This is a genomic window from Streptomyces sp. NPDC002054 (genome assembly GCF_040296685.1).
GTDB lineage: Bacteria > Actinomycetota > Actinomycetes > Streptomycetales > Streptomycetaceae > Streptomyces.
The window spans coordinates 45,980-70,960 of the sequence record NZ_JBEOXT010000009.1; the positions used below are offsets into that span (position 1 = coordinate 45,980).

The 24,981-nt window shown below is 72.5% G+C and carries 22 protein-coding genes and 1 pseudogene; 17 read left to right on the forward strand and 6 right to left on the reverse strand.

What is annotated here, in order from left to right; translation table 11 throughout:
- The first annotated feature begins 42 nt into the window (after positions 1-42).
- The 5 genes and pseudogenes from ABT123_RS10515 to ABT123_RS10535 all read left to right on the forward strand — a co-directional run bounded on the left by ABT123_RS10515 (position 43) and on the right by ABT123_RS10535 (position 6,519).
- Entirely contained in the window at positions 43-834 is a 792-nt protein-coding gene (locus ABT123_RS10515) for a hypothetical protein (protein WP_351311821.1), read from the forward strand.
- A gap of 191 nt (positions 835-1,025) precedes the next feature.
- Positions 1,026-1,871, forward strand: coding sequence for a DegV family protein (locus tag ABT123_RS10520; protein ID WP_351311823.1), 846 nt, complete (start codon positions 1,026-1,028; stop codon positions 1,869-1,871).
- Between the two features lie 586 nt (positions 1,872-2,457).
- On the forward strand, positions 2,458-3,138 hold the full coding sequence (locus tag ABT123_RS10525) for a ComEA family DNA-binding protein (RefSeq protein ID WP_502970925.1): 681 nt from the start codon (positions 2,458-2,460) through the stop codon (positions 3,136-3,138).
- Positions 3,135-5,513 (forward strand): annotated as a pseudogene (locus tag ABT123_RS10530) (ComEC/Rec2 family competence protein); the annotation flags it as partial. The gene ABT123_RS10525 and the pseudogene ABT123_RS10530, both read left to right, overlap by 4 nt.
- 124 nt (positions 5,514-5,637) lie before the next feature.
- A complete protein-coding gene (locus ABT123_RS10535) occupies positions 5,638-6,519 on the forward strand; it encodes a YceI family protein (RefSeq protein WP_351311825.1) in 882 nt (293 codons plus the stop codon).
- Between the two features lie 28 nt (positions 6,520-6,547).
- On the opposite strand, the gene ABT123_RS10540 is transcribed toward ABT123_RS10535, so the two are convergent.
- Entirely contained in the window at positions 6,548-6,790 is a 243-nt protein-coding gene (locus ABT123_RS10540) for a hypothetical protein (protein ID WP_351311827.1), read from the reverse strand.
- A 56-nt stretch (positions 6,791-6,846) separates the two neighbouring features.
- Between ABT123_RS10540 and holA the strand changes: the two genes are divergently transcribed.
- Positions 6,847-7,845 (forward strand): DNA polymerase III subunit delta, encoded by a 999-nt coding sequence (gene holA / locus ABT123_RS10545; RefSeq protein WP_351311829.1) that lies wholly within the window; start codon positions 6,847-6,849, stop codon positions 7,843-7,845.
- 88 nt (positions 7,846-7,933) lie between these two features.
- On the opposite strand, the gene ABT123_RS10550 is transcribed toward holA, so the two are convergent.
- Together ABT123_RS10550 and ABT123_RS10555 are read right to left on the reverse strand one after the other, a co-directional pair.
- Positions 7,934-9,124 (reverse strand): protein-L-isoaspartate O-methyltransferase family protein, encoded by a 1,191-nt coding sequence (locus tag ABT123_RS10550; RefSeq protein ID WP_351311831.1) that lies wholly within the window; start codon positions 9,122-9,124, stop codon positions 7,934-7,936.
- 113 nt (positions 9,125-9,237) lie between these two features.
- The gene (locus tag ABT123_RS10555) at positions 9,238-9,585 is read right to left on the reverse strand and encodes a hypothetical protein (RefSeq protein WP_351311833.1); all 348 of its coding nucleotides are present in this window, start codon (positions 9,583-9,585) and stop codon (positions 9,238-9,240) included.
- A 752-nt stretch (positions 9,586-10,337) separates the two neighbouring features.
- Here ABT123_RS10555 and ABT123_RS10560 point away from each other — a divergent pair.
- The gene (locus ABT123_RS10560) at positions 10,338-11,183 is read left to right on the forward strand and encodes a helix-turn-helix domain-containing protein (protein ID WP_351311835.1); all 846 of its coding nucleotides are present in this window, start codon (positions 10,338-10,340) and stop codon (positions 11,181-11,183) included.
- Positions 11,184-11,199: 16 nt separating this feature from the next.
- On the forward strand, positions 11,200-11,754 hold the full coding sequence (cyaB, locus tag ABT123_RS10565) for a class IV adenylate cyclase (RefSeq protein ID WP_351311837.1): 555 nt from the start codon (positions 11,200-11,202) through the stop codon (positions 11,752-11,754).
- Positions 11,755-12,013: 259 nt separating this feature from the next.
- Here cyaB and rpsT read toward each other — a convergent pair whose 3' ends face one another.
- Positions 12,014-12,280: a 30S ribosomal protein S20 gene (gene rpsT, locus ABT123_RS10570; RefSeq protein WP_150209833.1), complete on the reverse strand. Its 267-nt coding sequence runs from the start codon at positions 12,278-12,280 to the stop codon at positions 12,014-12,016.
- Positions 12,281-12,469: 189 nt separating this feature from the next.
- Here rpsT and lepA point away from each other — a divergent pair, with 189 nt between their 5' ends.
- The 3 genes from lepA (at position 12,470) to hemW (ending at position 17,682) form a co-directional block, all read left to right on the forward strand.
- Positions 12,470-14,335, forward strand: coding sequence for a translation elongation factor 4 (gene lepA / locus ABT123_RS10575; RefSeq protein WP_351311839.1), 1,866 nt, complete (start codon positions 12,470-12,472; stop codon positions 14,333-14,335).
- A 177-nt stretch (positions 14,336-14,512) separates the two neighbouring features.
- Positions 14,513-16,402, forward strand: coding sequence for an AMP-dependent synthetase/ligase (locus tag ABT123_RS10580; RefSeq protein WP_351311841.1), 1,890 nt, complete (start codon positions 14,513-14,515; stop codon positions 16,400-16,402).
- 47 nt (positions 16,403-16,449) lie between these two features.
- Positions 16,450-17,682 (forward strand): radical SAM family heme chaperone HemW, encoded by a 1,233-nt coding sequence (gene hemW / locus ABT123_RS10585; protein WP_351311843.1) that lies wholly within the window; start codon positions 16,450-16,452, stop codon positions 17,680-17,682.
- Between the two features lie 52 nt (positions 17,683-17,734).
- Here hemW and ABT123_RS10590 read toward each other — a convergent pair whose 3' ends face one another.
- Positions 17,735-18,547: a DUF3097 domain-containing protein gene (locus ABT123_RS10590; protein WP_351311845.1), complete on the reverse strand. Its 813-nt coding sequence runs from the start codon at positions 18,545-18,547 to the stop codon at positions 17,735-17,737.
- A 31-nt stretch (positions 18,548-18,578) separates the two neighbouring features.
- On the reverse strand, positions 18,579-19,310 hold the full coding sequence (locus ABT123_RS10595; protein WP_351311847.1) for an MBL fold metallo-hydrolase: 732 nt from the start codon (positions 19,308-19,310) through the stop codon (positions 18,579-18,581).
- Between the two features lie 163 nt (positions 19,311-19,473).
- Between ABT123_RS10595 and hrcA the strand changes: the two genes are divergently transcribed.
- The 6 genes from hrcA (at position 19,474) to ABT123_RS10625 (ending at position 24,980) form a co-directional block, all read left to right on the forward strand.
- A complete protein-coding gene (hrcA, locus tag ABT123_RS10600; protein ID WP_351311848.1) occupies positions 19,474-20,490 on the forward strand; it encodes a heat-inducible transcriptional repressor HrcA in 1,017 nt (338 codons plus the stop codon).
- The gene (dnaJ, locus tag ABT123_RS10605; RefSeq protein ID WP_351311850.1) at positions 20,491-21,627 is read left to right on the forward strand and encodes a molecular chaperone DnaJ; all 1,137 of its coding nucleotides are present in this window, start codon (positions 20,491-20,493) and stop codon (positions 21,625-21,627) included.
- Between the two features lie 101 nt (positions 21,628-21,728).
- Positions 21,729-22,868 carry a nitronate monooxygenase gene (locus tag ABT123_RS10610; RefSeq protein ID WP_351311852.1) on the forward strand — a complete coding sequence of 380 codons (1,140 nt, stop codon included), beginning with the start codon at positions 21,729-21,731 and terminating at the stop codon, positions 22,866-22,868.
- Entirely contained in the window at positions 22,865-23,611 is a 747-nt protein-coding gene (locus ABT123_RS10615; RefSeq protein ID WP_351311853.1) for a 16S rRNA (uracil(1498)-N(3))-methyltransferase, read from the forward strand. The genes ABT123_RS10610 and ABT123_RS10615 overlap by 4 nt, the downstream gene beginning before the upstream one ends.
- A gap of 78 nt (positions 23,612-23,689) precedes the next feature.
- On the forward strand, positions 23,690-24,049 hold the full coding sequence (locus ABT123_RS10620; protein ID WP_351311855.1) for a histidine triad nucleotide-binding protein: 360 nt from the start codon (positions 23,690-23,692) through the stop codon (positions 24,047-24,049).
- A 25-nt stretch (positions 24,050-24,074) separates the two neighbouring features.
- The gene (locus ABT123_RS10625; RefSeq protein WP_351311857.1) at positions 24,075-24,980 is read left to right on the forward strand and encodes a ribonuclease Z; all 906 of its coding nucleotides are present in this window, start codon (positions 24,075-24,077) and stop codon (positions 24,978-24,980) included.
- The last annotated feature ends 1 nt before the right edge of the window (position 24,981 follow it).

Below are 24,981 nucleotides of genomic sequence, written 5' to 3' on the forward strand. Positions count from 1 at the left end.
ACCGGGCGGCAGGCCCGGAGCCACCAGGGGAGAGGGTTCGCCATGGACGCGGGCGCGTTGATCATGATTGCGCTGCTGCTGCTGTTCACCGTCCTGGGGCTGGGCGCATGGGCCACAGTCAAGGTGGTGCGGGCGGCGGCGCGCGGCGTGGACCGGACGGTGAGCCAGGCCAGGCGGGCCGTGGAGGACACCACCCTGAAGGCGAAGAGCTTCGGCCAGATCGGCGTGGCCGGCGCGCTGGCCCAGCTCCGCCTGGACCTGCGCACCTCCATGCGGGCGACCCAGCAGGCGCTACAGGACGGTGCCCGGACCGACGCCTCGCTTCAGGAATCACTGGCTCTGTTCGAGCGCCTGAGCGTGCACGGCCGGGAGCTGGACGAGGAACTGAAGCGCCTGGAGACGGAGCCGGACAAGGCCCGCCTGTCGGAGCGCCTCCCCGAGCTGCGCGAGCGTACGGGCCGCATCACCGAAGCGGCGAACTCGCTGCGCTGGGCCGCGCGCGACCGCGCGCGCCGGTTCGCGGCGGACGAGGTGAGCGCCCTGTCGGACGAGATCAAGCTCGAGTCGGACGCGCTGCGGGACTGGTCCCGCCCCTCGATGGACGACCTGCTGGCGGACCTGTCGGACTTCTCGAACCGGTCAGCCCAGGCTGCGGGCACGGGCCCCTCCCAGGCTCAGGCCCCGGCTGCGAGCGAGGCCGCGGATCCGACCGCTCCGGCCGCCGCGCCGAAGGACCCGCGCCGCGCCCTGGACCCGTCCTCCCGGCCGGCGCCGTACCCGTGGGACAAGACCGCCACCCCGGCCCCCCGCCCGCGCCCGGAGACGACGACCTGATCCGCCGCGCCGCGGCCCGCGCGCGCCGGTAGCAGTCGGCGCAGCGGCCCGCCGGAGCACGGCAACCAGCGGCCCGCCGAGGACGGCGAGCGGCGCCATCCGGGCGGCGGCTGCGCAGAAGCCTGGCCGCGAGCGGCGGCTCCGCCGCCCCAAGCTGCCACCGCACCCCCGCTGGCGGTAACCTCCGCCTCATGTCCCGCCATGTCGCGATCATCACCGATTCCACGGCCTACCTGCCGCAACAGGCATTGGCGCGGCACGGGATCACCTCCGTCCCCCTGACCGTGGTCATCGGTGACGAGGCCCTGGAAGAGGGCACCGAGATCTCCGCCCGCAGCCTGGCCGTCGCCCTCCAGAAGCGCCGATCGGTCACCACCTCGCGCCCCAGCCCGCAGGAGTTCGTCCGGGCCTACCAGGCCGCCGCAGACGCCGGCGCCACCGGCATCGTCAGCCTGCACCTGTCCGCCGAGTTCTCCGGCACCTATGACGCTGCCGTGGTCGCCGCGCAGACCTCGCCGGTCCCGGTCCGGGTCGTCGACACCGGCATGGTCGCGATGGCCCTCGGCTTCTGCGCGCTCGCCGCCGCCGAGACCACCGAGGTGGGCGGCTCGGCCGACGAGGCCGTGGCCGCGGCCGAGAAGCGCGCCGCCGGCATGTCCGCCTTCTTCTACGTCGACACGCTCGACTACCTGCGCCGCGGCGGCCGGATCGGCGCCGCCCAGGCGCTCCTCGGCTCTGCGCTGGCGGTGAAGCCCCTGCTCCAGCTGGACGGCGGCCGGATCGAGATGCTGGAGAAGGTGCGTACGGCCTCCAAGGCCATCGCGCGCCTGGAGGAGCTCGCCGTCGAGCGGGCCGGCACGGCCGCCGTGGACATCGCCGTACACCATCTCGCCGCCCCGGAACGCGCCGAGAAGCTGGCGGAGCGGCTGCGCGAACGGGTTCCCGGCCTGGCCGAGCTGCACGTCAGCGAGGTCGGCGCGGTGATCGGCGCACACACCGGGCCGGGCCTGCTGGCCGCGGTGGTCTCACCGCGCTGATCACCCTCCCGGGTGGCCGCGATGCACACAACGGCCCGGCCATCCACAGGAATCGCTCACTCCGAACGGCGAGCGGGCTTCTTTCCTACCGTCGTGTGCCATGACAGCCCAGACGCATCCGACCCCCACGCCCTCGCCCACGACGACCGCACCCGGGGCCCGCCCCACAGGCTCCGGCAGCGGCCCCGGCCGCCCCGCAGCCTCCGACAGCCGCTTCCGGTACCGCGGCATCCGCAACCGCCGTCGCCGCCGGGGGCGGCACCCGGTGGACCCGGCAACAGTGCGCCGCCGCGCAGCATCCCTGCTCCCCACCCAGGCCGAAGCCCCGGCCCGGGATGTGAGCACGGCCTTGGCCCCGGCCGTCCCTGCCCGGGCACGCGTACCGGCTCCAGCACCGGCCCCCACCCAGGACGAAGCCCCGGCCCGGGCGGTGAGCACGGCCCCGGCCCCTGCCCCGGCGGTAGGCACAGCCCCGGCCCCGGCCCCGGCCCCGGCCCGGGTCCGGACACGGGCACCGGCTCCCGCCCAGGCGCTGGCTCCCGCCCGGGCGCCGGTTCCGGACCGGGCACCGGTCCCGGACCGGGACATGGCGCCGGTACCCGAGGTGGCGCCGGCCGGCTTACGGCGGCTCGCCGTGCGGGAGCGGTTGCCCGTCTGGCTGCAGACCCGATGCGGGCTGGAGCCGCGTCCACTGGCCGCCGTGGCCGTTGTGCTGGTGGCAGCCGTCGGTTTTGCCGCGCAGCAGTACTGGTCCGCCCGACCGGCTCAGGTCACCGCCCCGGTCGCCGTGACCGCACCCGCACCCGCCTCCAGCCCGGCGGGGCCCGCCAGCCCCGCCGGCTCCGCCGGCCCCCGCATCGTGGTCGACATCAGCGGGAAGGTCCGCGACCCCGGCGTCCGTCGGCTGCCCGCCGGGTCCCGGGTCGCGGACGCGCTTGCCGCCGCCGGGGGAGTGCGGCCGGGCACGGACACCACCGGGCTGAACCAGGCCCGGGTCCTCACCGACGGCGAGCAGGTGCTGGTCGGAGCCCCTGCCCCGCCGCCCGGGCCGCCTGGCGGGCCCGCCCCCGCCAGTGTTCCGCTCAGCCTCGGAACCGCCACCGTCGAGCAGCTCGACGCGCTGCCCGGCGTTGGTCCGGTGCTCGCCCGCCACATCGTCGACTTCCGCACCGCCCGGGGCGGTTTCCGCTCGGTCGAGGACCTCCGCAAGGTCAACGGGATCGGGGAGCGCCGGTTCGCCGACCTGCGTCCCCTGGTGCGGCCGTGAACCGCCCCGACGGCGCCCACCCGGTGGATCTGCGGCTCGTCGGGCCGGCCGGGGCCGCCTGGGCGGCGGCTGCACTCGCGCTCGGAGTGCCGGGCCGCTGGACCGGCGCCTGTGTGGGACTGGCCGCGGCCGGGGCGGGGGCACTGGTGCTGGCCGGCCGGCGCAGGCCTGGCCCGCGCTGGACCGTCGGTACCGCTGCTGCCGCCGCCCTGCTGTGCGCCGCGGCCGGGGCCGGGGTGGCCGGCCTGGCGCGGGCCGAGGCGCGGGCGGGCCCGGTGCCCGGGCTGGCCGCCGCGCACGCCCGGGTCGAGGCGGAGCTGACCGTCACCGCAGACCCCCGGCGGACCAGGACCGGGCCACCCGGGGTGCTGCTGGACGCCGTACTGACCCAGGTCACCGGGCCGGACGGGCGCAGCACCCGGGTGGCCACCCCCGTCCTCGTCCTGGCCCGGCATCCGGAATGGACCCGGCTGCTGCCCTCGACCCGGATCACGGTGTCCGCGCGGCTCGCCCCGGCCCGGGGCGGCGGGCGGCCGGTGGCCGTGCTGCGGGTGCCCGGGGCGAGCCCGCCGGAGCGGGCCGGCGGTCCGGACCCGGCACAACGGCTGGCGGGTGCGCTGCGGGCCGGGCTGCGGGAGGCCACCGATGGCCTTCCTCCGGACGCGCGGGCGCTCCTGCCCGGGCTGGTGGTGGGGGACACCTCCCGGGTCCCGCCGGACCTCGAGGAGGCCTTCCGCGCCACCGACCTGGTGCATTTGCTGGCCGTGTCCGGCGCCAACCTCACCGTGGTGCTGTTCCTGCTGATCGGCCCGCCGGCCAGGGCCCAGCAAACCGAACGCGGGGGTCTGGCTCCCCGGCTCGGGCTGTCCCTCCGGTCCACTGCCCTCTGCGGTGCCGCCCTGACCTTCGCCTTCGTCGTGGTGTGCCGCCCCGATCCGAGCGTGCTGCGGGCCGCGGCCTGCGGGATGGTCACCTTGCTGGCCATCGCCACCGGCCGCCGCAGATCCCTGATCCCGGCCCTCGCCGCGGCGGTCCTGCTGCTGGTGCTGTACGACCCGTGGCTGTCCCGCAGCTATGGCTTCCTGTTGTCCGTATTGGCCACCGGAGCCCTGCTGACCCTCGCTCCAAGGTGGAGCGAGGCCCTGCAGCGGCGCGGGCTGCGGCCCCGGCTCGCGGAGGCGCTCGCGGCTGCCGCCGCCGCGCAGGCGGTGTGCGGGCCGGTGGTGGCCGTCCTCGCCGCCCGGGTGAGCCTGGTCGCCGTGCCCTGCAACCTGCTGGCCGAGCTCGCGGCCGGCCCGGCCACCGTGCTCGGGTTCGCGGCGCTCGGCGCGGCCCCGGTGTGGATGCCGGCCGCCGAACTGCTCGCCCGCTGTGCCGCGGTGCCCGCCGGCTGGATCGCCTGGGTGGCCCGGACCGGAGCCGCGCTGCCCGGGGCAGAGCTTTCCTGGCCGGGCGGGTGGCGGGGCGGGCTGCTCCTCGCCGCCATCACCCTGCTCCTCGCCCTGTTCGCGGCACGGATCGTCCGCCGCCGCTGGGCCTGCGCCGGGGTCGCCCTCCTGCTGCTCCTCGCCGTACTGCGGCCCCCGCAGCTCACCCGGGTCCTCACCGGCTGGCCGCCGCCCGGCTGGCGCTACGTCCAGTGCGCGGTGGGCCAGGGGGACACCGGGGTGCTGGCCGTCGGCCCGGGCACGGCGGTCGTGGTGGACGCCGGCCCGGACCCGGAGCCGGCGGACCACTGCCTGCGCCGGCTCGGCGTGGTCCGCATTCCGCTCCTGCTCCTGACGCACTTCCACGCCGACCATGTGGGCGGCCTGCCCGGGGTGCTGCGCGGCCGGTCCGTGGGCCTGATCCAGACCACGCCCCGGGAGGAGCCGCCGGCCCGGGCCCGATGGGTCCGGCGTACGGCCGAGGCCGCGCGGATCCCTGTACTGCCCGCCCGCGCCGGGGAGCGGCGGACCGCCGGACCGCTGGCCTGGCAGGTGCTGTGGCCTCCCGCGGACGGTCCGCTGCCCGAGGGGCCCAACGATGCGAGCGTGGTCCTGTCGGTCCGGTCCGCAGGACTGAGCCTGCTGCTCCTCGGGGACCTCGAACCCCCGGCCCAGCAGGAGCTGCTGAGACACCATCCGGAACTGGGCCCGGTCGATGTCCTCAAGGTCGCCCACCACGGCTCCGCCCACCAGGACCCCGCTCTGCACGGCCGGCTCCGGCCCCGGCTCGCGATCGTCCCGGTCGGCGCGGAGAACCGGTACGGGCACCCGTCCCCCGGCACCGTCGCCGGGCTGCGGGCGGGCGGTGCGGCCGTCCTGCGCACCGATACCGACGGGTCCGTCGCCGTCACCGGGGCCGGGCCTGCGCTCCGGGCGGTGCCGGCCGGCCGCCGCCGACACGGCCGAGCCCCGGCGCGCCGCGGACATCCTGTTTGCCCCGAACCCTGCATCATGATCGAATGCCTCTTCGCCAGAGGGGCTTACGTTCAATCAGCACGGGGGTGCATCAACCATGTTCGGGCGCCGGCGGGGGTTGGAGACGGCCGGAGACACCGGTCACTCCACATCCGCGACACTCACCCTGCCACCCACGGCGGGTCTGCTCTCCTGTCGTGTCCTCGACACGGTCCACCAGCCGGTCCGCCAGGCCCGGTTCGAGGTCACCGACCCGATCGGGCGGCGGATCGTCAGCGGGGAGACCGATCCGTACGGCGGAATCACCGCGGCGGTCCCGGAGGGCGAGTACCGGATGTCCGTGACGGCCGAGGGGTATGCGCCGTTCCACGGTGCGACCCTGGTCGGCGAGGGCGCCCAGCCCGGCACCGGGGAGATCGTCCTGGAGACGGTCGAACCGCCGCTGCTGCCACAGCCGGGCCACTGGGAGCTCGACCCGGGGCATTCCGCCATCGGATTCACGGCCCGTCACATCGGACTGGCCCGGATCCGGGGCAGGTTCAACACCTTCGCCGGGGCGGTCCGGATCGCCGACCGCATGGAGGACTCCTCCATGCACGTGATCATCGACGCCGCCAGCATCGACACCGGTCTGAAGTTCCGCGACGACCACCTGCGCTCTTCGGACTTCCTGGATGCGGCGCGGCATCCGACCGTGGAGTTCTACAGCGAGCGGTTCATCCACCGCAGCGGCAGCCGCTGGGCGGTGGCGGGGGCCCTGACCTTGCACGGTGTCAGCCGCTCGGTCACCCTCGACGCCCAGTACCTGGGCCTCGGCTCGGGACTGGAGGGCGAGCCGCGCGCGGCCTGCCGGGCCACCGCCGAACTGAACCGCGAGGACTTCGCCCTGAACTGGCAGTCCGTGCTGGCCCACGGGATCGCGGCGATCGGCTCGAGCGTCGAGGTCGAACTGGACGTCCAGATCGTCCACAAGGCCTGACTCCAGAGGGTCCGGCCGGGGACACCCCCTAGGGCGCCTCCAGCCAGCCCTCGTGCTCGTCGGCGAGGGTGTCCAGCGCCCGGGGGTCGTAGCGGCCGTCCGGGTCCTCGACGACCACCAGCCACTGGGCGTCCTCGGCGTCGTCCTCCCCGGCGAGTGCATCCCGTACCAACTGCGGCTCCTCGGTGAGGGCGAAGCGGGCGGCGAGCTCCTCGGCCACCTCCTCGGCGGCGTCGCGATCGGGCAGGACCAGTACATGTCGCAGATTCACCGCACCATTCTCGGGCACGCGGGGGAGTGTCAGTCCGCCATGGGATGCTGGAGCCGATGGCCACCAGGAAGAATTCCACCGACGATCCGCTCGCCCCGCTCACCCTCGCGGTGGGGCAGGAGGACCTGCTGCTCGACCGCGCGGTGCGGGAGGTTGTGACGGCCGCCCGGGCCGCCGACGCCGACACCGACGTCCGCGACCTCATGCCCGACCAGCTGCAGCCCGGCACGCTCGCCGAACTGACCAGTCCGTCGCTCTTTGCCGAGCGCAAGGTCGTGGTCGTCCGCAATGCGCAGGACCTGTCCGCGGACACGATCAAGGACGTCAAGGCGTACCTCGACGCACCGGTCGAGGAGATCACCCTCGTCCTGCTGCACGCGGGCGGCGCGAAGGGCAAGGGGCTGCTGGACGCGGCCAGGAAGGCGGGCGCCCGGGAGGTCGCCTGCCCGAAGATGACCAAGGCGGGCGACCGCCTGGCCTTCGTCCGCGGCGAGTTCCGCGCCCTCGGCCGCTCGGCCACACCGGAGGCCTCCCAGACCCTGGTGGACGCGATCGGCAGTGACCTGCGGGAGCTGGCCAGCGCGGTGACCCAGCTGTGCGCGGACGTCGAGGGCACCATCGACGAGGCGGTGGTCGGCCGCTACTACACCGGCCGCGCCGAAGCGTCCAGCTTCGAGGTCGCCGACCGGGCGGTCGAAGGCCGGGCCGCGGAGGCGCTGGAGGCGCTGCGCTGGTCCCTGTCCACCGGGGTGGCCCCGGTGCTCGTGACCAGCGCGCTGGCCCAGGCGGTCCGCGCGATCGGCAAACTCGCCTCCGCCCCGCGCGGCGCCCGCCCGGGCGACCTGGCGCGGGACCTGGGCATGCCGCCGTGGAAGATCGACCGGGTCCGGCAGCAGATGCGGGGCTGGTCGGCGGACGGCGTAGCGGCGGCGCTCCGGGCAATCGCCGCGGCCGATGCGGGGGTGAAGGGCGGGGGCGACGACCCCGAGTACGCCCTCGAAAAGGCAGTCGTCGCAGTAGCCCGCGCAGCCCGCCCCCAACGCCCTCCCCGCTGACCCCGCCACTGGCGGGCCTGGGGCCTCGCCTGCGCGAATGGATGCCGCGGCACCCCTGAGCCCGCCCCTTCTGCGTCCGAACGGACGATCAGGCACCCACGGCATGGCGCGGATCGTCCAGCCACACGCGCTGTCCGTCAGGGGCCACGGTGACCCCGAAACGGGTGATGTCCGGTCGGCCGTGCGTCTCGTACCAGGTGTACGCGGTCGTCACCTCCGCCCATAGATCACGCGGCCCCCAGGATCGGACCGCGTCACCTGCCCACCAGTCGCCGTACCGGACGATCGTGGCCGAGGTGCCCGCGGTGTCCACGAACTGGACCCGCCGTTCCCTGCCCTCGCCGCGGTGCGAGTACGAGACGTCCGCCACCTGGAGACCGATCGCGAAGTCCTGGAGGTGGGTACTCCCCAGGATCTGTCCCGGGTCGATCGGTGACGGCCTGCTGGCGCACTCCTCCGGCAGTTTCAGCACTGGAGCCGGCCGCTCGCTTCGGATCCACATGTAAGCGGACTCGCCGACGAACCGGCCCCGCGCCTGGGCGCCGTCGACCTCCAGTCGGAGCAGGCCCGCGTTGCTGTACGCGGTCCCGAACGGGGTGAGGATCACGGCGTCCGGGGCTGCCTGCTCGATCCACGCAAACGGGACGTGGCGCAGTGCGGCCGTGCTGATGATCCGGTCGAATGGCGCCCGCGCGGCTACCCCCTGGAGCCCGTCCCCGCAGACCAGATATGGGGCGTATCCGGATGCCTTGAGGTGGTTCGCCCCGGCCGCGGCGAGGCCCTCGTCGACCTCGACCGCGGTGACCCGCCGGCTGCCGGCCCGCTCGCACAGCAGGGCGGTGTGGTACCCGGACGCGTACCCGATCTCCAACACCTGATGGTCCTCGTGGAGGTCCAGGTGTTGGAGCTTGCGCATCACCACGTCCAGGGCGGAGACCGAGGACGTGAAATCACCGGAAGCCGGGCCCTCGGGTCGGGTGGCTCCGTCGTCCAGCTGCGTGACCACCGACCGGTGGGGGTCCCAGACGGCGCGCACCCATGCCTCGGGATCGGTGTCCCGGTCGATGAATCGCCACATTCCCTCGGCATCCCGCACAGGCAGCCACACCGCGCTGGGCACGAACGCCTCGCGGTCCACCGTGTCGAATGCTCGAGTCAGCCAGGGGGATTGCAGCAGACCCATGGTGGCCAGGACGGTACGACAGGTGTCCCGGTTCACGAAGTCGACTTGCTCGGCCGACTGCCGTCGGGGCTCGGCGGGGCGGGCGGCGGCGTCCACGGCTTGTCCTCGGGCGGTCCGCCGTGCTTGCCGTTGTCGGTCATGACATCTCCTGTCTGCTGGTGGGACGGTCGTCGTGTCGTGCTCGGCCCGCCCCCACAAGGGGCGGGAAGTCAAGGGGTGGACCGTGTCTCAGCGTCCAGCCGGTCCACATGAGCCTGCTCAGTCCGTAGCAAGTCGCGGAGCACCCTGGCGAGGGACACCGCCTTGCCCCAGGGGCCGGCGGCCAGCTCGGCCAGGCGCAGGGAGTTCACGGCCTCCCAGTTCGCGAGCGCGTTCTCTGCCTGTTCGGTCCGGCGTCCTTGCTCGTCGAACGAGCACAGAACGTAGAAGGCGACACGGCCGCCGTGGTACTCCATGGCCCACAGCAGATCGGCCACGACGGTCTCGGCCGGCGGGTCCACGGTGGTGAGGATCGTCTCGACCTGCTGCGCGAGCTCGTGCTCCCACTGCCCGGTCACCAGTACCTCCGCCGGGCCCGGACCGGGATTGGGGCCGGAGGCTGCTTGCCCTCCGGCAGCGGGCACGGCCACGGATGAGCCCAGTCGTCCGGCCGGGCCGCGGACGCTGAATCGCGGACCAGTTGGACGGCGGCCCCGCGGATGGGCTGGTCACAGCGGGCGCAGAGTCGGCCTGCGCTCACCGGATCCGTTCCCAGCACCGCTCCGGGTCGTGCTTGTAGCCCGACCCGGACCGGCAATCCGGGCAGTGGGACAAGGTGCTCCCGAAGCGCCGAACCATGGGCACCTGCCGATGGCAGGCCGGGCACGGCAACGTCGTCCTACGGCACACACCCCCCGGATGGGCCACCGAGGGCCGAACCTCGAGGCCGAGACCGGTCACGAGCAAGTTCGCGGCCTCGCCCTCCATCTGGGTCAGGCTCCGCCACCCGCTCACCGGGATGCCCCCGCGGGCTGCTCGCGCCACTCCTGGCCAGCTGGATTCCCGCACCAGATCTGCAGACCACGCTGTTCGCGGCACGGCGCGCACGCGTACAGAAGGACAGGGGCCCCGCAGCTACGGTCGGCGAACCGGATCGGCCGGGCTGTCTCGGAGGTTCCGACGTGCCAGTGACACCACTGGACGGGGCCTTCGACGGCGCGTTGTGTCATGCCGCCAGGATCCTGCGACTCTGCGTGTCGGCTCGATACCCGGACGGTAATCTCACCATGGGATGACTTCCCATCCCATTCGCGGATGACGGGAGCCAACCGTGACAACCCCTCTCGTACCGACCGGCCTTCCGGACTGGGCGTGGGAACGTGCCGAGGTTCGCCAGGCCCTCCGCGCACGCAACATGGGCGCGGTGTTCAAGCACGTGCAGCAGTACAGCGGTGCCAGCCAGGCCAAGATTGCGGCTGCGGTCGGCATGACCCAGGCACGCGTGAACGAGATCATCAACGGGCGGCGGGAGGTCTCCCGGCTGGACGTCTACGAGCGCATCGCCGACGGCCTCACCATGCCGGACGATGCGCGGCACCTGCTCGGCCTCGCGGCCAGTCGAGAGAAGCGGTCCGGCGGGGCCGCCTTCGATCTGGCCACGTTCCCCGAGGTCGTCCGCGTCTACTCCGCACAGGCCTCTGCGCGTGACGAGATCCAGCAGCAGGCCCGCACGGCCGCCACGCTGGACATCCTCGCGGTGCGGGGCCTCGGCCTGATCGGCCTGAACGACTCCATGCTCCGCGCGTACCTCGGCCGCCGTGAGACGCGCCTGTGTGCCCGCGTGCTCCTGCTGGACCCGGACGCGCCGGCTCTGGCGCAGCGTGCCGCCGAGATCGGGGAGTCAGCCGAATCGCTGGCCTCCGGTGTCCGGCTGGCCGAGGCGCGGCTCCGGGAGCTTTCCGAGGTCTGCGACATCGAGGTGTACCGGTACGGCATGCTGCCCACGTGGCGGCTGATCCGGACCGACTCCACCATGTTCGTCGGCACGTTCGACGCGGGGTGGGAAGGGCACGAGTCGGCTACCTACAAGGTGATGGAGACGCCGCACGGGCCGCTGTACCGCGGCTTTCGGCGGATGTTTGAGGCGGTTCTCAGCAGCGCGGAGCGCACGGTGTGAAGGGGGATGGGGCGGGATGATCGAGGCGGAGCTGAAGGCGCGCGTACAGGCGCCGGAGGACACCCTGAAGCGACTGGACGAGCGGGCCGCCGGCCGGGCCGAGGTGTATCAGGACACCTACTACGACACCCCCGACGGCGCTCTGGAGGCCCGAGATGAAGAGCTGAGGGTGCGCACGGTTCACGGAGCGGTGGAGACCCGCACGGTCCTCACGTACAAGGGCGCCCGGGTGGACGAGGACTCCGGATCGAAGCCTGAGCACGAGACCCGCGTCGAGGACGCCGAGGCTGTCCACGCAATGCTTCGCGGCCTCGGCTACATCCCGGTGATTGCCTTCGAGAAGCGGTGCAGGAACTACGACTTCGAGGCCCGGGGCCGACGGATGCTCGCCACTCTGGTTCGGGTCCCCGAGGTACACGGGACGTTTCTGGAGCTGGAGACGCTCGCCGAGGAGCAGGAGCTTGCGGCTGCTCTGACCGACGTACGGAGCGTTCTTGGAGAGCTCGGGATCGGCGAGGAGGACCTGACCCGCGAGCTCTACACGGACGCTGTGCGCGCCCAGCGGCCGTGAGACGGAAGCGCCCGGCCCCTCTGTTCAGCGGAGTGGCCGTGCGGCGCGCTACGGGTGCTCGTCCCGGTCCGCCGCCTCGTCGCCCCGGCATGACGAAGGCCCCGGCCGGCACCCTGGGGAAGGGTGGCGGACGGGGCCTTCGCTTACATCCGGTGCGCCGCACCCGCGTGGCGAACGCAGGCCGCGTGCGGCGCGTGGTGCCGGTCAGGAGCGGATGAGAGGGCCCGCTGGATCCCTACCGGCGATTCACATCGAGAGCTCAGCCCTGGAGGGTGGCAACCTTGGAGGCCAGCGCCGACTTCTTGTTGGCGGCGGCGTTCTTGTGGATGACACCCTTCGAGACAGCCTTGTCGAGCGCACGCGCGGCGGCGCGAGAAGCCACGGTGGCCTTCTCGACGTCACCCGCGGCCACGGCCTCGCGGGCCTTGCGGATCGCGGTCTTGAGCGAGGACTTGACGGCCTTGTTGCGCAGGCGCGCCTTCTCGTTCGTCTTGTTCCGCTTGATCTGGGACTTGATGTTCGCCACGAAAGAGCCTTTTCAGGTTCAGAGGTTGATCTTCGGATTGTGTCCCGACAGCTGAGAGGGCATACGAGACACAGCTGCCCAGGCTACCAGGAGCCCTTTGGGCGGCCCAAACCGAGCACACTCGCCCGGTCATGGGACGATGGGGGCCTGCGTAACGTTCCGACTGCGACCCGAGAATCAGGACACTGCGTGCCCGCGACCCCGACCCACGTGCCCGAGCCGAGCCGTACCGACCCGGCGCTGATCCGCAATTTCTGCATCATCGCGCACATCGACCACGGCAAGTCGACCCTCGCCGACCGGATGCTCCAGCTCACCGGCGTCGTCGACCAGCGGCAGATGCGTGCCCAGTACCTCGACCGCATGGATATCGAGCGTGAGCGCGGCATCACCATCAAGTCGCAGGCCGTCCGTCTGCCCTGGGCGCCCACCACGGGCGAGGACCAGGGCAAGACCCACATCCTGAACATGATCGACACGCCCGGTCACGTCGACTTCACCTACGAGGTCTCCCGGTCCCTCGCGGCCTGCGAGGGCACCATCCTCCTGGTGGACGCCGCCCAGGGCATCGAGGCCCAGACCCTCGCCAACCTGTACCTGGCGATGGAGAACGACCTCGCGATCGTCCCCGTGCTGAACAAGATCGACCTGCCGGCCGCCCAGCCGGAGAAGTTCGCCGAGGAGCTCGCGAACCTGGTCGGCTGCCAGCCCGAGGACGTGCTGCGGGTCTCCGCCAAGACCGGTCTCGGCGTGGACACCCTGCTCGACAAGGTCGTCGCCACCGTCCCGGCCCCGGTCGGCGTCAAGGACGCCCCCGCCCGCGCGATGATCTTCGACTCGGTCTACGACTCGTACCGCGGCGTCGTGACCTACGTACGAGTGGTCGACGGCCAGCTCAACAAGCGCGAGCGGATCCGGATGATGTCCACCGGCGCGTCCCACGAGCTACTGGAGATCGGCGTCTCCTCCCCGGAGATGACCCCGGCCGACGGCCTGGGCGTCGGCGAGGTGGGCTACCTCATCACCGGCGTGAAGGACGTCCGCCAGTCCAAGGTCGGTGACACGATCACCAGCCTGCACAGCGGCGCCACCGAGGCCCTCGGCGGCTACAAGGACCCGAAGCCGATGGTCTTCTCGGGCCTGTACCCGCTGGACGGCTCGGACTACCCGGACCTGCGCGAGGCCCTGGACAAGCTCCAGCTCAACGACGCCGCCCTGGTCTACGAGCCGGAGACCTCCGCCGCCCTCGGCTTCGGCTTCCGCGTCGGCTTCCTCGGCCTGCTCCACCTCGACGTGATCCGCGAGCGGCTGGAGCGCGAGTTCGGCCTGGACCTGATCGCCACCGCGCCGAACGTGGTCTACCGGGTCGTCATGGAGGACGGCAAGGAGATCACCGTCACCAACCCGAGCGAGTTCCCCGAGGGCAAGATCTCGGACGTGTACGAGCCGGTGGTCCGCGCCACCATCCTCGCGCCCACCGAGTTCATCGGCTCGATCATGGAGCTCTGCCAGACCCGCCGCGGCACCCTGCTCGGCATGGACTACCTGTCCGAGGACCGGGTGGAGATCCGCTACACCCTCCCGCTCGCCGAGATCGTCTTCGACTTCTTCGACCAGCTGAAGTCCAAGACCCGCGGCTACGCCTCCCTCGACTACGAGCCCACCGGCGAGCAGAGCAGCTCCCTTGTCAAGGTCGACATCCTGCTGCACGGCGACAAGGTCGACGCCTTCTCCGCCATCACGCACAAGGACGCGGCCTACGCCTACGGCGTCCGCCTGGTCGCCAAGCTGCGCGAGCTCATCCCGCGGCAGGCCTTCGAGGTGCCCATCCAGGCCGCCATCGGCTCCCGGGTGATCGCCCGGGAGACCATTCGAGCCATCCGCAAGGACGTCCTCGCCAAGTGCTACGGCGGTGACATCTCCCGTAAGCGGAAGCTGCTGGAGAAGCAGAAGGAAGGCAAGAAGCGGATGAAGATGGTCGGCTCCGTGGAGGTCCCCCAGGAGGCCTTCATCGCGGTGCTGTCCAGCGACGAGTCGGCTGCCAAGAAGAAGTAGCCCTCGTCGCCGCACGACATGCGGAACAAGCCCCCGTGCTTCGGCGCCGGGGCTTGTTTCGTTATGAATCGGCAGCTCGCGAGCCCTTACGTGCCGGGCGGAGGGCCCCTATCTTGAGATCTGCTCGATGGTTACTCGCCAGTTACACAAGCCCTGCCGCCTGGTCCGGAGGATGTCGTGAGCGACACACAGACGATGATCGAGAACCGCCCGCCCACCGTGGCGGCCCTCTTCCTTGAGCGTGTCGCCGCTACCCCGGACGCCGAGGCCTACCGGTACCCGGTCCCCGCCGCTGCCGGCCAGGGCCCCGACGACTGGAAATCGCTCAGCTGGGGGCAGGCCGCGGAGCGGGTGTTCGCCATCGCCGCCGGCCTGATCGATCTCGGCGTACGCCCGGAGGAGCGGGTCGCCCTCGCCTCCAGCACCCGGGTGGAGTGGATCCTCGCCGACCTCGGCGTGATGTGCGCCGGTGCCGCGACCACCACGATCTACCCCAGCACCAACGCCGAGGAGTCCTCCTACATCCTCGCCGACTCGGCCAGCCGGGTGCTGATCGCCGAGGACGCCGCCCAGCTCGCCAAGGCCCGCGAGCACCGCGCCGGCCTGCCCGAGCTCGCCCACGTGGTGGTCGTCGAGACCGCCGACGCGGTTCCGGCCGAGGGCGACCCGGAGGGCTGGGTGCTCTCCCTCGCCGACCTGGAGGCGCGCGGCAAGGAGTACCTCGCCAAGCAGCCCGCGGCGGTCAAGGAGCGGATCTCGGCCATCACCGCCGACCAGCTCGCCACCCTCATCTACACCTCCGGCACCACCGGCCGCCCCAAGGGCGTCCGGCTGCCGCACGACAACTGGTCGTACATGGCCAAGGCCACCGTGGCCACGGGCATGATCGGCGCGGACGACGTCCAGTACCTGTGGCTGCCGCTGGCCCACGTCTTCGGCAAGGTGCTGACCTCCGGCCAGATCGAGGTCGGCCACGTCACCGCCGTCGACGGCCGCATCGACAAGATCATCGAGAACCTGCCGGTGGTCCAGCCCACCTACATGGCGGCGGTCCCGCGGATCTTCGAGAAGGTCTACAACGGGGTCGTGGCCAAGGCCAGGGCGGCCGGCGGCGCCAAGTACAAGATCTTCCAGTGGGCGGCCGGGGTGGCCCGCGAGTACGCCAAGGTCAGCCAGGACAACTTCCGCCGCACCGGCAAGGCGGGCGCCCCCCTCGCGCTCTCCACCAAGCACAAGATCGCCGACGCGCTCGTCTACTCCAAGCTCCGCGAGGCCTTCGGCGGCAACCTCCGCGCCGCCGTCTCCGGCTCGGCCGGCCTGGCCCCCGAGATCGGCTACTTCTTCGCCGGCGCCGGCATCCACATCCTCGAGGGCTACGGCCTCACCGAGTCCAGCGCCGCCTCCTTCGTCAACCCCGGCGAGGCCTACCGCACCGGCACCGTCGGCAAGCCGCTCCCCGGCACCGAGGTCCGCATCGCCGACGACGGCGAGATCCTGCTCCGCGGCCCCGGCATCATGGAGGGCTACCACGGCCTCCCGGAGAAGACCGCCGAGGTCCTCGAATCCGACGGCTGGCTGCACACCGGGGACATCGGCGAGCTCTCGGCCGACGGCTACCTCCGCATCACCGACCGCAAGAAGGACCTGATCAAGACCTCGGGCGGCAAGTACGTCGCCCCGGCCGAGGTCGAGGGCGGGTTCAAGGCGATCTGCCCGTACGTCTCCAACATCGTGGTCCACGGCGCCGACCGGAACTTCTGCAGCGCCCTGATCGCCCTGGACGGCCCCGCCATCCTCGGCTGGGCCGCCGAGAACGGCCTGGAGGGCAAGTCCTACGCCGAGGTCGTCGCCGCCCCCGAGACCAACCGGCTGATCGAGACGTACGTCCAGACCCTCAACGAGGGCCTGCAGCGCTGGCAGACGATCAAGAAGTTCCGCCTGCTGCCGCGCGACCTGGACGTCGAGCACGGCGACCTCACCCCCAGCCTCAAGCTGAAGCGCCCGGTCGTCGAGCGTGAGTTCAAGCACCTCATCGAGGAGATGTACGAGGGCTCCCGGGAGGCCTGACCGGCAGCCCGGCCGAGGACACCCGGGCGGTGCGGGACAATGGGCTCATGCCTTCCGCACTGCCCGATGGTGAGCCCATGCCCGAGGACGGGTCGCTGCCGTCGCATGCCCTTCAGGGCGCGGCGGCCCGGCCGCTCGGGTTCTACCTGCACGTCCCGTACTGCGCCACGCGCTGCGGGTACTGCGACTTCAACACCTACACCGCCACCGAGCTGCGCGGCACGGGCGGGGTGCTGGCCTCCCGGGACAACTACGCCGACACCCTGATCGACGAGGTCCGCCTCGCCCGCAAGGTGCTCGGCGACGACCCGCGGGAGGTGCGGACCGTCTTCGTCGGCGGCGGCACGCCCACCCTGCTGGCCGCCGGGGACCTGGTCCGGATGCTCGGGGCGATCCGCGAGGAGTTCGGCCTGGCGGCCGACGCCGAGGTGACCACCGAGGCCAATCCGGAATCGGTCACCCCCGCGTACCTGGCGGAGCTGCGGGCCGGCGGCTTCAACCGGATCTCCTTCGGCATGCAGAGCGCCAAGCAGCACGTCCTGAAGATCCTGGACCGCACCCACACCCCCGGCCGGCCCGAGGCGTGCGTGGCCGAAGCGCGGGCCGCCGGGTTCGAGCACGTCAACCTGGACCTGATCTACGGCACGCCCGGCGAGTCCGACGAGGACTGGCGGGCCTCGCTGTCCGCGGCGATCGGCGCCGGGCCCGACCACATCAGCGCATACGCCCTGATCGTCGAGGAGGGCACGCAGCTGGCCCGCCGGATCCGCCGGGGCGAGGTCCCGATGACCGACGACGACGTGCACGCGGACCGCTACCTGATCGCCGACGCGGCGATGCGGGAGGCGGGCTACGACTGGTACGAGGTGTCGAACTGGGCCACCACGGAAGCCGGCCGCTGCCTGCACAACGAGCTGTACTGGCGCGGCGCGGACTGGTGGGGCGCCGGACCCGGAGCGCACAGCCACGTCGGCGGGGTGCGCTGGTGGAACGTCAAGCATCCCGGCGCGTACGCCGCGGCCCTCGCCGAGGGCCGCTCCCCGGGCGCCGGCCGCGAGCTGCTGTCCGAGGAGGACCGCCGGGTCGAACGGATCCTGCTGGAGCTCCGCCTGGCGGACGGCGTCCCCCTGACCCTGCTGGCCCCCACCGGCCTCGCAGCCTCCCGCCGCGCCCTGACCGACGGCCTGCTGGAGCCGGGCCCGTACGAGGCCGGCCGGGCCGTGCTGACGCTGCGCGGACGCCTGCTGGCCGACGCGGTCGTGCGCGACCTCGTGGACTGATCACTCAACTGATCACTCACCGGAGTGAACCCACGCGGATCCGGGCCGCCGGTCAGCCGACGGCCGGGGCCGTAACGAAGTCGATCAGTTCCTCCACCCGGCCCAGCAGAGCCGGCTCCAGGTCCTGGTAGGAGCGGACCCGGGACAGGATGTGCTGCCAGGCCGCGCCCGTGTTCTCCGGCCAGCCCAGCGCCCGGCAGATGCCCGTCTTCCAGTCCTGGCCCCGCGGGACCACCGGCCACGCCTCGATCCCCAGGGCGGACGGCTTCACCGCCTGCCAGACGTCGACGTACGGGTGGCCCACCACCAGGACGTCCGGCCCTGTCACCGAGGCCGCCAGGCGGGACTCCTTCGACCCCGGGACCAGGTGGTCCACCAGGACGCCCAGCCTCGCGTCCGCCGCCGGGGCGAATTCCGCCACGATCGCCGGGAGGTCGTCCACACCCGACAGGTACTCGACGACCACGCCCTCGATCCGCAGGTCGTCACCCCACACCCGCTCCACCAGTTCCGCGTCGTGGCGGCCCTCCACGTAGATGCGGCCCGCCCGCGCCACCCGGGCCCGGGCCCCGGGCACGGCCAGCGAACCGGAGGCGGTACGGCGCGGTGCCGACGGGGCGGCTCGGGACGGGCGGACCAGGGTGACCACCGCGCCCTCCAGCAGGAAGCCGCGCGGTTCCAGCGGGAAGACGCGCCGCTTGCCGAAGCGGTCCTCCAGGGTGACCGTGCCCGCCTCGCAGGCCACCACCGCGCCGCAGAACTCCGTACCCGCGACCTCGACCACCAGATCGGGCTCGGCGGCCACCTCCGGCACCGGCTTGGGGCGCTTCCACGCGGGGGTCAGGTCGGGGGAGTACTCACGCATCCGGCCGAGGGTAGGGGCAGCGGGCGGCCGATCAAGGCGACACGCCGAAACGGGCGGCCAGTGTGGCGCGTTGCGCACGCACGAAGGCGGCATCGACCACCGCCCCGTGCCCGGGCACGTAAAAGGCATCCTCGCCACCCAGCGCCAGCAGCCGGTCCAGCGCAGCCGGCCACTGCGCGGGGACCGCGTCCGGTCCCGCCGAGGGTTCCCCGGACTCCTCGACCAGGTCCCCGCAGAAGACCACCTCCCGGTCGCCGCCCGGTACGAACAGCGCCAGGTCGTGCCGGGTGTGGCCGGGCCCCACGTTCGCCAGCAGCACCTGCACCCCGCCCAGCTCCAGCGTCCACTCGCCGGACACCAGGTGGCGGGGCAGCCGCAGCAGGTCCGCCGATTCGGCGGCGTCCGCCTCCGCCAGGCCGTGCCGGACCGCGTCCGTGCGCAGCTCCTCCCGCCCCGCCGCCGTGCCGAGCAGGGTGTCCAGGCCGACCGCCCCGAAGACCTCGGCGCCCGCGAAGGCCGCCGCCCCCATCACATGGTCGAAATGTCCGTGTGTGAATGCGATATGGGTCACCCGGCGGCCGGTCAGCCGCTCCGCCTCGGCGCGCAGCCCGGCCCCCTCCCGGATGCTGGATCCGGGGTCGATCAGCAGCACCGCATCGGCTCCGACCACCAGTCCCACCGTGCAGTCCCACCCCGGGAGCCGCTTCCGGCCGGCCCGCCCGGTCAGCCGTTCCCAGCCCGCCTCTTCCCATTGCACGTCCATGACGCGACGCTACCGTGACGGGCTCCCTTGCCTCCGGTGTACCTGCCAGCCGTACACTGACCGGGGGATCTCTGGCACTCAGGCCCTGCGAGTGCCAATCGAGTGCCCATCGACTGCAAATCAAGGACAGCCAGACCGGACTCACCGTTGGAGGTGGCGCGCGATGCTCAGTGAACGCAGGCTCGAAGTGCTGCGCGCCATCGTCCAGGACTACGTCGGGACGGAGGAGCCGGTCGGCTCCAAGGCGCTCACCGAACGGCACGCCCTCGGCGTCTCGCCCGCCACCGTGCGCAACGACATGGCGGTGCTGGAGGAGGAGGGCTACATCGCGCAGCCCCACACCAGCGCCGGCCGGATCCCCACCGACAAGGGCTACCGCCTCTTCGTCGACAAGCTGGCCGGAGTCAAGCCGCTGTCGACCCCCGAGCGGCGGGCCATCCAGAACTTCCTCGACGGTGCGGTCGACCTCGACGACGTGGTCGGCCGGACGGTGCGGCTGCTCGCCCAGCTGACCCGGCAGGTCGCGGTGGTCCAGTACCCCTCGCTGACCCGCTCCACGGTCCGCCACGTCGAGCTGCTCTCGCTCGCGCCCGCCCGGCTGATGCTCGTACTGATCACCGACACCGGCCGGGTCGAGCAGCGCCTCGTCGACTGCCCCGCGCCCTTCGGCGAGACCTCCCTCACCGATCTGCGCGCCCGGCTCAACGGCATGGTCGTCGGCCGCCGCTTCGCGGACGTGCCGCAGCTGGTGCAGGACCTGCCGGAATCCTTCGAGGCGGAGGACCGGGCGACGGTCTCCACCGTCCTCGCCACCCTCCTCGAAACCCTGGTCGAGGAGACCGAGGAGCGGCTGATGATCGGCGGCACCGCCAATCTCACCCGCTTCGGACATGACTTTCCCCTGACCATCCGGCCGGTGCTGGAAGCCCTTGAGGAACAGGTCGTACTCCTCAAGCTCCTGGGCGAGGCCAACGAGTCGGGGATGACCGTACGCATCGGTCACGAGAACGCCTACGAAGGACTCAACTCCACGTCGGTCGTCTCGGTCGGCTACGGTTCGGGCGGCGAAGCAGTCGCCAAACTCGGCGTGGTCGGACCGACCCGCATGGACTACCCCGGAACGATGGGAGCGGTACGCGCAGTGGCACGTTACGTCGGACAGATCCTGGCGGAGTCGTAAGTGGCCACGGACTACTACGCCGTTCTCGGCGTGCGCCGCGACGCATCGGCGGACGAGATCAAGAAGGCCTTCCGGCGGCTCGCACGCGAGCTGCACCCGGACGTCAACCCCGATCCCAAGACGCAGGAGCGTTTCAAGGAGATCAACGCGGCGTACGAGGTGCTGTCGGACCCGCAGAAGAAGCAGGTCTACGACCTCGGCGGCGACCCGCTGTCCTCCTCGGGCGGCGGCGGCGCGGGCGGTTTCGGGGCCGGTGGCTTCGGCAACTTCTCGGACATCATGGACGCGTTCTTCGGTACCGCGTCCCAGCGCGGCCCGCGCTCGCGCACCCGGCGCGGCCAGGACGCGATGATCCGCCTGGACCTGGAGCTGGACGAGGCCGCCTTCGGGACGACCAAGGACATCCAGGTCGACACGGCCATCGTGTGCGTCACCTGCTCCGGCGAGGGCGCCGCCCCCGGCACCTCGGCGCAGACCTGTGACATGTGCCGCGGCCGTGGTGAGGTCTCCCAGGTCACCCGGTCCTTCCTGGGCCAGGTCATGACCTCGCGCCCGTGCCCGCAGTGCCAGGGCTTCGGCACCGTGGTCCCGACCCCGTGCCCCGAGTGCGCGGGCGACGGCCGGGTCCGCTCCCGCCGCAACCTGACGGTCAAGATCCCGGCCGGTGTGGAGAACGGCACCCGGATCCAGCTGTCGGGCGAGGGTGAGGTCGGCCCCGGCGGCGGCCCCGCCGGCGACCTGTACGTGGAGATCCACGAACTGGCGCACCCGGTCTTCCAGCGGCGCGGGGACGACCTGCACTGCACGGTGACCATTCCGATGACGGCGGCGGCGCTGGGCACCAAGTGCCCGCTGGAGACGCTGGACGGCATGGAGGAGATCGACATCCGGCCCGGTACCGGGTCCGGCCAGTCGATCCCGCTGCACGGGCGCGGTGTCACCCACCTGCGCGGCGGCGGGCGCGGCGACCTGATCGTCCACGTCGAGGTCACCACCCCCGGCAAGCTGGACGCCCAGCAGGAGGACCTGCTGCGCCAGCTGGCGAAGCTGCGCGGCGAGGAGCGGCCGATGGGCCAGTTCGCGCCGGGTCAGCAGGGGCTGTTCAGCCGCCTGAAGGACGCGTTCAACGGCCGCTGACGCGCGCCGCCCACGCCCTGGCTGGCCGGTTACGCAACCGGACTATGCCAGGCGAATTGTGTGATTCGGTCTGGTGCGGGGGACATGGCACGATGCAGCTCATGTCCTCCGCGCTGAACGGTCTCTGCCCCTACCCGATCGTGCAGGCTCCCATGGCGGGCGGAGGGTCCTGTCCCCCGCTCGCCGCAGCCGTCTCCGCGGCGGGCGGACTCGGCTTCCTGGCCGGCGGCTACAAGACCGCCGACGGCATGTACCAGGAGATCAAACTGCTGCGCGGCCTCACCCGGCGGCCGTTCGGCGTCAACCTCTTCATGCCGCAGACCGCCCAGGTGGATCCGGCCGCCGTCGAGGCCTACCGGGGCCAGCTCGCGGGCGAGGCCAGCTGGTACGAGGTCTCCCTCGCGGACGATGACATCGTTGGCACGTGCGACGACGGTTATGACGCAAAACTGGCCATTCTCACCGAGGACCCGGTCCCGGTCGTCTCCTTCACCTTCGGCTGCCCCTCGCCCGAGGCCCTCGCCCGCCTCCGCACGGCCGGCACCCGCACCGTGGTCACCGTCACCTCCGTCGAGGAGGCCCGGGCCGCCCAGGCGGCCGGCGCCGACATCCTCTGCGTCCAGGGGATCGAGGCCGGCGGCCACCAGGGCACCCACCGCGACGACCCGCAGGCCGACTTCACCGGCGTGGGCCTGCTGTCGCTGGTCGGACAGGTACGGGAGGCCGTGGCGCTCCCCATCGTCGCGGCGGGCGGGCTGATGCGCGGCTCGCAGATCGCCGGGGTGCTCGCGGCCGGCGCGGAGGCGGCCCAGCTGGGCACGGCCTTCCTGGCCTGCCCCGAGTCCGGGGCGCACGCGCTGCACAAGAAGGCGCTGACCGACCCCTTGTTCGTCCGTACGGAACTCACCCGGGCCTTCTCCGGCCGCCCGGCCCGGGGCCTGGTCAACCGCTTCATGCGGGAGCACGGCCCGTACGCGCCGGCCGCCTACCCCCAGGTCCACCACCTGACCTCCGGGCTGCGCAAGGCCGCCGCCGCGGCCGGAGACCCGCAGGGCATGGCCCTGTGGGCCGGCCAGGGCCACCGGCTGGCGCGGTCGCTGCCCGCCGGCTCTCTGGTGGAGGTGCTGGCGGCCGAACTGGCCGAGGCACAGAGCGCATTGGGCGCTCGGAACACGCAGGACACGCAGGGCACGCAGGGCACGTTGGACACGCAAGAGATCGACAACAGGAGTGCATCATGACGGCCCCGGTGTTCGTGGTCGAAAAAGTCCCCGCGGGGCCGCAGTTCGTCCTGGACGGCCCCGAGGGCCGGCACGCCGTCTCCGTGAAGCGGCTCAACCCCGGCGAGGACGTGGTCCTCACCGACGGTCGCGGTCACTGGACGGAGGGCGTGGTCCTGGCCGCCGAGGGCAAGGACCGGCTGGTGGTCACGGACCTGCACACCGTCGAGGAGGAGCCGGAGCCGGCGGTCCGGATCACCGTGGTCCAGGCCCTGCCCAAGGGCGACCGCGGCGAGCTGGCCGTCGAGACCATGACCGAGACCGGCGTGGACGCCATCGTGCCCTGGCAGGCCGCCCGCTGCATCACCCAATGGCGCGGCGACCGGGGCGCCAAATCCCTGGCCAAGTGGCGGTCCACGGCCCGGGAGTCCGGCAAGCAGTCCCGCCGGGTCCGGTTCCCGGAGGTCGCGGAGGCCCTGTCCACCAAGCAGGTCGCCCAGCTGCTGGCGACGGCCGACCTGGCGATGGTCCTGCACGAGGACCGGAACACCCCCTCCCAGGCCCTGGCCACCGCCGAACTCCCCGCCACCGGCTCGGTCGTGGTCGTGGTCGGCCCCGAAGGCGGGGTCTCCCCGGAGGAGCTGGCCGTCTTCGCGGCGGCCGGCGCCCACCCGTACCGGCTGGGCCGCTCGGTACTGCGCACCTCCACGGCCGGCACGGCGGCGGTGGCGGTGCTGCTCGCCCGTACCGGCCGCTGGTCCTGAACCGGGCGGCCGGTCGCGGCGGCGCCGGATACGATGCGGGGCGAGGCTCAGCGATCACCATCACGGGAGGCGACGGCCATGGCCGGGGAACCGCAGGCGGACTGCCTGTTCTGCAAGATCGTCACGGGGGACATCCCGGCGACGATCGTGCGCGAGACGGACACCACGGTCGCGTTCCGCGACATCAACCCGCAGGCACCCACCCACGTGCTGGTGATCCCCAAGGTGCACTACCCGGACGCCGCCGCGCTCGCCGCGGCCGACCCGCAGGCCCTGGTGGACGTACTGCGCGAGGCTGGTGAGGTGGCGGCCGAGGAGAAGATCGACGGCCACGGCTACCGGATCGTCTTCAACACCGGGGCCGGCGCCGGCCAGACCGTGTGGCACGCCCACGCCCATGTCCTCGGCGGGCGCGGCCTCGAGTGGCCCCCCGGATAACCGCGGACAACCACGGGTAACCATCATGTCCGCACGCGAGTTTGTGGTCCTCGGCACCGCCAGCCAGGTCCCCACCCGGCACCGCAACCACAACGGCTACCTGCTGCGCTGGGACGGCGAGGGCATCCTCTTCGACCCGGGCGAGGGCACCCAGCGGCAGATGCTCCGGGCCGGGGTGGCCGCGCACGACATCAACCGGATCTGCATCACTCACTTCCACGGGGACCACAGCCTCGGCCTCGCCGGGGTGATCCAGCGGATCAACCTCGACCGGGTCCCGCACCCGGTCACCGCGCACTACCCGGCCTCCGGGCAGGAGTTCTTCGACCGGCTCCGGTACGCCACCGCGTACCGGGAGACCGTCGTCCTGGACCAGGAACCGGTGGCCGCGGACGGGGTGCTGGCGGCCGGCCCCTCGTACTCCCTGCAGGCCCGCCGGCTCTCGCACCCGGTGGAGTCCTTCGGCTACCGGCTCACCGAGCCCGACGGCCGGCGGATACTGCCCGAACTGCTCGCCCGGTACGGCATCAAGGGCCCGGACGTGGGCCGGATCCAGCGTGAGGGCGCACTCGGCGGGGTCACCCTCGACCAGGTCAGCGAACACCGGCCCGGCCAGAGCTTCGGCTTTGTGATGGACACCCGGATGTGCGAGGGGGTCACCGCGCTCGCCGAGGGCTGCGACATGCTGGTGATCGAGTCCACCTTCCTCGACGAGGACGAGCACCTGGCCGTGGAGCACGGCCACCTGACGGCGGGCCAGGCAGCCCGGGCCGCCCGCGACGCCGGCGTCCGGCACCTGGTCCTGACCCACTTCTCGCAGCGGTACACGGACCCGGACGAATTCGAACGCCAGGCCCGCCGGGCAGGCTTCGAGGGCGACCTGACGATCGCGGCGGACCTGCTGCGCGTCCCGCTCCCGAAGCGGGGCTGAC